Source organism: Streptomyces hygroscopicus subsp. hygroscopicus (genome assembly GCF_001553455.1).
Classification (GTDB): Bacteria; Actinomycetota; Actinomycetes; order Streptomycetales; family Streptomycetaceae; genus Streptomyces; species Streptomyces hygroscopicus.
On sequence record NZ_BBOX01000565.1, the window covers coordinates 1 to 6,382 of the forward strand.

5 protein-coding genes are annotated in these 6,382 nt (G+C 73.3%); all 5 read right to left on the reverse strand.

Annotated features, from left to right (window positions below; genetic code table 11):
* Window positions 1-71: 71 nt before the first annotated feature.
* Window positions 72-1,097, reverse strand: a complete 1,026-nt coding sequence (gene hpnH / locus AXW62_RS38665) for an adenosyl-hopene transferase HpnH (protein ID WP_030840440.1) — start codon at window positions 1,095-1,097, stop codon at window positions 72-74.
* Complete coding sequence (locus tag AXW62_RS38670) at window positions 1,048-1,806, reverse strand: phosphorylase family protein (protein WP_060948458.1); 759 nt, start codon at window positions 1,804-1,806, stop codon at window positions 1,048-1,050. Before AXW62_RS38670 ends, hpnH begins: the two co-directional genes overlap by 50 nt.
* Window positions 1,806-3,752, reverse strand: coding sequence for a squalene--hopene cyclase (gene shc, locus AXW62_RS38675; RefSeq protein ID WP_060948459.1), 1,947 nt, complete (start codon window positions 3,750-3,752; stop codon window positions 1,806-1,808). The genes AXW62_RS38670 and shc overlap by 1 nt, the downstream gene beginning before the upstream one ends.
* A 106-nt stretch (window positions 3,753-3,858) precedes the next feature.
* Window positions 3,859-4,956 carry a polyprenyl synthetase family protein gene (locus tag AXW62_RS38680; RefSeq protein WP_060948460.1) on the reverse strand — a complete coding sequence of 366 codons (1,098 nt, stop codon included), beginning with the start codon at window positions 4,954-4,956 and terminating at the stop codon, window positions 3,859-3,861.
* Entirely contained in the window at window positions 4,953-6,374 is a 1,422-nt protein-coding gene (hpnE, locus tag AXW62_RS38685) for a hydroxysqualene dehydroxylase HpnE (protein ID WP_063817737.1), read from the reverse strand. Before hpnE ends, AXW62_RS38680 begins: the two co-directional genes overlap by 4 nt.
* Window positions 6,375-6,382 lie beyond the last annotated feature (8 nt).

Genomic DNA, 6,382 nt, shown 5'->3' on the forward strand with positions numbered 1-6,382 from the left:
GGCGCGGCGCGAGGGGCCTGCCCGGCACGGCGGGCAGGCCGAGTGCGACCGGTTCCCCTGCGCTCATGGCCTCACCCGTGGCTTCCGGCAGCGGTTTCGCGGGCCGCGCGGAGCGACTCCTTGAGGGAGCCCATGGTCGCCAGGACCGCGGTGGGCTCGTAGCCGCAGTGCGCCATGCAGTTGTCACAGCGCGGGTCCTTGCCCCGGCCGTACTTGTCCCAGTCGGTCTCCTCCACCAGCTGGCGGTAGGTCGGCACGTAGCCGTCGCTCATCAGGTAGCAGGGGCGCTGCCAGCCGAAGAGGGAGTAGTTGGGGATGCCCCACGCGGTGCACGGGAAGTCCGCCTTGCCCTCGAGGAAGTCGAGGAAGAGCGGGCTGTGGTTGAGCCGCCAGCGGCGGCGGTTGCCCCCGGCGAACGCCTTCCGGAACAGCTCGCGGGTCTGCTCGACGCCCAGGAAGTGCTCCTGGTCGGGCGCCTTCTCATAGGCGTAGGCGGGCGAAATCATCATTTCGTCCACCTTGAGGTCGTCGTTGAGGAAATTGAGGACGTCGATGACGGTCTGCGGGGTGTCGGTATTGAAGAAGGTGGAATTGGTGGTGACCCGGAAGCCGCGCCGCTTGGCCTCCTTGATCGCCGCGACCGCCTCGTCGAACACCCCCTCCTTCGCCACCGACTCGTCATGCCGCTCCCGCAGCCCGTCGATGTGCACCGCGAAGGCGAAGTACGGGGAGGGGGTGAACAGATGCATCTTCTTCCGCAACAGCATCGCGTTGGTGCAGAGGAAGACGTACTTCCGCCGCTCCACCAGCTGTCGCACGATCTCGTCGATCTGTGGGTGCATCAGGGGTTCGCCGCCGGCGATGGACACCATCGGCGCCCCCGACTCCAGCACCGCGCCCACCGCCTGGGCGACGGGCATGCGCTGCTTGAGCACCCCCGCCGGATGCTGGATCTTTCCGCAACCCTCGCATTTGAGATTGCAGGCGAACAACGGTTCGAGTTCGACGATCAACGGGAACTTGTCCCGCCGCTTGACCATCTTCTGTTCAAAGAGATACGTCGCGACCCGGATGGTCTGGCGGAGAGGCATGGCCATCAAGCTCACCTCCTGGGAGCAGCGAAGAACGGTACCAGTGAAAGAAAGCGGGCAGAACAGTCCGTAGTACCCGGAAAGCCGATATTCCACCGCGCAGGGTGCCGATACGGACGAGTTCGTGTTCGGGAGCGTCCACGACCACCCGTACGGCGGCGACCGGACGGACGCCGTGGCGGACGGCGGTACGCAGGGTCGCGGCGGACTCCATGTCCACCGCGATGACGCCGGTGCGGTGCAGCGCGGCCCGCTCCGCGCCGCGCACCACATGGTCGGAGCCCACGACCGGGCCGAGGTGAACGGCCCGGCGGGGGCCGGACGGGGACGGCCGGGACAGCGCGTCGGCGAGGACCCGGACGCCGGTGCACGCGGTGCTGCCCGCCGGATCGCGGGTCTCGTCGGCGACGACGAGGTCCCCGGGGTGCATCCCGGGGGCCAGCCCGGCGCAGAAACCGGTGGCGATGACGGCGGCGCGCGGCGGCGTCCCCGGCCCGGACCCACCGGGCTCCCCGGGCCGGGCCGGCCGCCCCGGCTCCCGGGCCAGCGCCCTGGCCACGGCGCGCTCGGCCGACCGCGGCCCCATGCCGGTGCGCAGCACGGTCACCGCCCCGGCCCCGGCCCCGGCGCCGCGCAGGGCGAACCGCTCAATACCGAGCGCACAGGCGATCAGCAACGGCCCGCTGTCGGGCTCCGGGGCCGGGTCGGCGGACATCAGCTGCTCCGCGGTCGCGCCCCGGTGGGCTCGCCGTGGACATATCGGCCGAGTGCCGTGACCGGGAAGACCTGCCGGTACAGGTGGTAGTTGATGGAGAAGTCCCAGGGGAAGCCGGTGCCGGTGAAGTAGGGCTCGTCCCAGGAGCCGTCCTCCCGCTGGGTCTCGGCGAGCCAGGTGATCCCGCGCTCGACGGCCTTGCCGTCCCGCTCCCCCGCCGCCAGCAGCGCGAGCAGCGCCCACGCCGTCTGCGAGGCGGTGGAGGCGCCCCGGCCCATCCACTCGGGGTCGAGGTAGGACCGCTGGTCCTCGCCCCAGCCGCCGTCCTCGTTCTGGACGCTCTCCAGCCAGCGGACGGCCCGGCGGACCGCCGGATGGGAGGCGGGGACCCCGGCGGCGATCAGCGCGGGGACGACCGAGCCGGTGCCGTAGACGTAGTTGGTGCCCCAGCGGCCGAACCAGGCGCCGCACGGCTCCTGCTCGGACAGCAGCCAGGCGATTCCGCGCCGGGTGCGGGCGTCGTACGTCCGCCCCTCGTGCGCGAGCATCTCCACGACGTGCGCGGTGACATCGGCCGACGGCGGGTCGACGACCTCCCCGAAGTCGCAGAACGGCAGCTTGTTGGGGAGCGGGCTGGTGTTGTCGACGTCGAACGCGCCCCATGCGCCGTTCCTGGACTGCATGCCCAGGGTCCAGCGCATGGCGCGCCGCACGGCCGCCTCGACCCGCTCGGGCTCGGGGTGGTCGATCCGGCGCAGCGCCAGGACGACCTCGGCGGTGTCGTCGATGTCGGGGTAGTTGTCGTTGTGGAATTCGAACGCCCAGCCGCCGGAGGGCAGGCCGGGCCGCCGGACCGACCAGTCGCCGGGCCGGTCGATCTGCTCGGCCAGCATCCAGTCGGCGGCCTTGACCAGCGCCGGGTGGTCCGGGGGGAGTCCGGCGTCGGCGAGCGCGATGGCGGCCAGGCAGGTGTCCCAGACCGGGGACTGACAGGCTTCGATCATCCGGCTGCCGTCCTCGCGCCACACCGCGAAGCGGTCCAGCGACTCCAGTCCGGCGCGCAGCACCGGGTGGTCGAGGTCGTAGCCGAGCAGGTGGAGGGCGATGATGGAGTAGACGGCGGGTGGCTGGATGCCGCCCCAGCAGCCGTCGTTCTCCTGCCGCTCCACGATCCAGCGGGCGCAGGAGCGCAGCGCGGCCCGGCGCAGCGGGCGGAAGGCCACCTTGTGGTACGCGTGCAGCGCCCGGTCCAGCCGCTGGAAGGCGCCGTCCCAGGAGGCGAGGGGGGCCCGCGGGCGCGGCGGATTGGGTCTGCGGGGGTCGGCGTGGAGTTCGTCGAGGGGAAAGGGAGCCGGACGCACCGGGCGCCGGGCGGAGACGATGGTGAGCGGCACGATGGTCTGCCGGGCCCAGCAGCCGAAGTCGTAGATGTTGAGCGGGAACCACTTCGGGAAGTAGATGATCTCCGGTGGCAGATCGGGCAGGTCCTCCCAGCGCCACCAGCCGAACAGGGCCAGCCAGATCCGGGTGAACACCCTGCTGTTCGCGATCCCGCCCCGGGACCGCACCCAGGCGGCGGCCGCGGCCATATGGGGGGCGTCGGGCTCGTCGCCGGCCAGCCGCAGGGCGACGTACGCCTCGATGGTGGTGGAAAGCTCCGGGGGACCGCCGTGGAAGGTGGCCCAGGTGCCGTCGGCGGCCTGCTGGGACCGCAGATAGCGGGCCGCGGCGGCGAACGTGTCGGGATCCCGGATGCCGAGGAACTGCCGGAGCATCAGGTCCTCTGCGTCCATGGTGACGTTGGTCTCCAGGTCGCCCTTCCACCAGCCCCGCTCGTCCTGGCGGGACAGCAGGTGCTCGACCGCGCGGGCCGCCGTGTCACGGGCGACGCTCACGGTCTTGGACTCGGATGACTCGGAGGGCTGAACGGTGGGTGTCGCTGTCATGGCTTCCCCTCTGCAGTGTGCGCATCTGCCGTCTTGGGGCTTCCGTCGGCCGGCACCCCGGATGGGTGCCGCCCGGCGACCGCGAACTAGGTGGAGTCGATGGCGATCATCTCTTTCGTACGACGACGAAGTCGGCGAGCGCCACGAACCGCGCCCGGACCTCGGCGGGCATGTCCACCGAGTCGAGCGCCTCCATGGCGGTCGCATGCTGTCTGCGGGCCTCCTCGGAGGTCCAGTCGCGGCCACCCGCTTGTTCGATCAACGCGGCGCGGATGGCGAATTCTTCCTCCGAGAAGTCGGCGAACTCCTCCTCCGGCTTGTGTGCGTCGGCGGCGAGGATCTGGGCGAGCCGCTCGGAGTCGGCGCCGCCGGCGGCGAGCGCGGCGACCACCGGCAGGGACTTCTTGCGCTGGCGCAGATCGCTCCAGGTCCGCTTGCCGGTCGCCTCCGGGTCGCCCCAGATGCCGAGCAGGTCGTCGACGGCCTGGAAGGCGAGGCCCAGATGGTAGCCGTAGCGCTCCAGGGTGTCGGCGGTGCGGTCGTCGGCGCCGCCGAGCACGGCGCCGATGGAGGCGGCGCAGGCCAGCAGGGCGCCGGTCTTGTTGCCCTCCATCTCCAGACACTCCTCGACGGTGACCCGCTCGCGGTGCTCGTAGGACATGTCCTGGGCCTGACCGTCGATCAGTTTCCGGCTCGCGGAGGTGAGTCGGCGGGTGGCCCGCCCGGCCTCCGCGGTGCCCAGCTCCAGCAGTATCTCGTTGGCCAGGGCGAACAGCGCGTCACCGACGAGGATGGCCTGGGCCGGGCCGTGCATCTTCCACACGGTGTCGCGGTGGCGGCGCTGCTCGTCGCCGTCCATCAGGTCGTCGTGGAGCAGCGAGAAGTTGTGCACCAGCTCGACCGCGACCGCGCCGGGCACACCGGTCTCGGGGGCGGCGCCCGCCGCCTCGGCCGACAGCAGGGCCAGCGCCGGGCGCACCGCCTTGCCGCCGTCGCCCGCCGCCGGGTGGCCCTCGGCGTCGATCCAGCCGAAGTGGTAGGCGGCGACGGTGTCCATGGGCGGGGCCAGCCGGTCCACGGCGGCGCGCAGCACCGGCGTGGCGAGCGTGCGGCCGCGCTCCAGCAGCGCCATGACGCCTGCGGTGTCGGCAGCTGGGGTCGCCGGGGTCACGGTCTCTCCTCTGTTCTTGGTGGTGGTGCTCATGCCGCCTCCTTGGGCGTCCCCCCGCCCGGGGCGGGGAGCGGATTCACACGCGGGCGGCCGAGGTCGGTGAGGGCCGCGCGGGCGGCGGAAAGACCGCTGCGCACGGCGCCCTCCATGGTCGCGGGCCAGCCGGTGGCGGTCCACGCACCGGCCAGGTAGAGGCCGGGCGCGTTTGTCGGGGCGGAAGGTCTGAGAAGTCCGACGCCGGGGACGGGGGCGAAGGTGGCGGTGCGCTCCCGGGTGACGAAGAAGTCGCGCACCCGCGCCCCGCGGGCGACCGGCAACAGCCGCTCCAGCTCGGGCAGATAGCGGGCGCGCAGCTCGGCCACCGGGCGGTCGATGTCGTCGTGGGCGGCGGACTGCGACACCGCCAGGTACTGGCTGTCCCCGGCGCCGGGCGCGTCCCGCAGCCCCGAGGCGTCCGTGCGGTCGAAGACCCACTGGACGGGGGAGCCGATCGCGGCGAAGAACGGGCGGCGCAGCACCGTGCGGTCGTAGATCACGTGCAGGTTCAGGATGGGCGCGGTGCCGATGCGCAGCAGCCGGCCGGGGTCCTTCAGCGCGCCGTCGGGCAGCAGGGCGTGGGCCTCGCGCTGCGGTACGGCCAGCACGAGCACGTCCGCCTCCGCCGGCGGCCGCTCCCCCGGCCGCCCGGCGGTGGCCGCGCGCCAGCGGCCCTCGGGGGTGCGGGTCACGGCGGTCACCCGGGTGCGCAGCCCGGTGGTCACGCCCGCCGCCTCCAGGGCGCGGTGGGCGCGGGTGTGGTGCAGTTCGCCGAGCGGGGCGCGGGCCCAGCCGATGTCGGCGGCGCCGGGCCGGGAGAGCAGCCCGGTCTTGAAGACCATCGCGGCCAGGCCCAGCGAGACGTTCGGTGCGGTGGCGTTGAGGGTGGCCACGCCGACCAGGTCCCACAGCGCCTCGACGGCGCGCGGCGACTGGCCGTGGCGGCGCAGCCAGCCGGCGAAGTCCTGCCCGTCCAGGGCCGGGTCCTGGGGATCCAGCCGCCCCAGGGCGAGCGCGGCACGGCCCACCCGGGCGCGTTCGGCGAGGGAGAGATGGGGATAGGTGGCCAGGCTCGCGGACAGGTGGAGCGGCACCGGCAGCCCGGTGCGGCGCAGCCGGCCGAGCCGCCGCCCGCTCCGCCCCCCGGCGTCGAGGACGGGGACCTCCAGCCGGTCCTGGAGCGGGGCGAGCCCGGCGGCGCCGACCCGGTCCAGGAACCACTGGTAGGCGGTGCAGCAGCGCAGGTACACGTGCTGGCCGTTGTCGACGGTCAGCTCGCCGGCCGCGGAGGCGCGGTGGAAGGAGAAGGCGAGGCCGCCCAGCCGGGGGCGCCCCTCGAGCAGGGTGACCCGCAGCCCGGCGTCGGCCAGCGCGAGCGCCGCCGCTGTCCCGGCGAGCCCGCCGCCGATCACCAGCGCGCGGC

Excerpts from the sequence above, each read along its gene's own strand:
- AXW62_RS38670 (WP_060948458.1), bottom strand. The coding sequence starts at position 1,806 with ATGTCCGCCGACCCGGCCCCGGAGCCCGACAGCGGGCCGTTGCTGATC.
- hpnH (WP_030840440.1), bottom strand. The coding sequence starts at position 1,097 with ATGGCCATGCCTCTCCGCCAGACCATCCGGGTCGCGACGTATCTCTTT.
- shc (WP_060948459.1), bottom strand. The coding sequence starts at position 3,752 with ATGACAGCGACACCCACCGTTCAGCCCTCCGAGTCATCCGAGTCCAAG.
- AXW62_RS38680 (WP_060948460.1), bottom strand. The coding sequence starts at position 4,956 with ATGAGCACCACCACCAAGAACAGAGGAGAGACCGTGACCCCGGCGACC.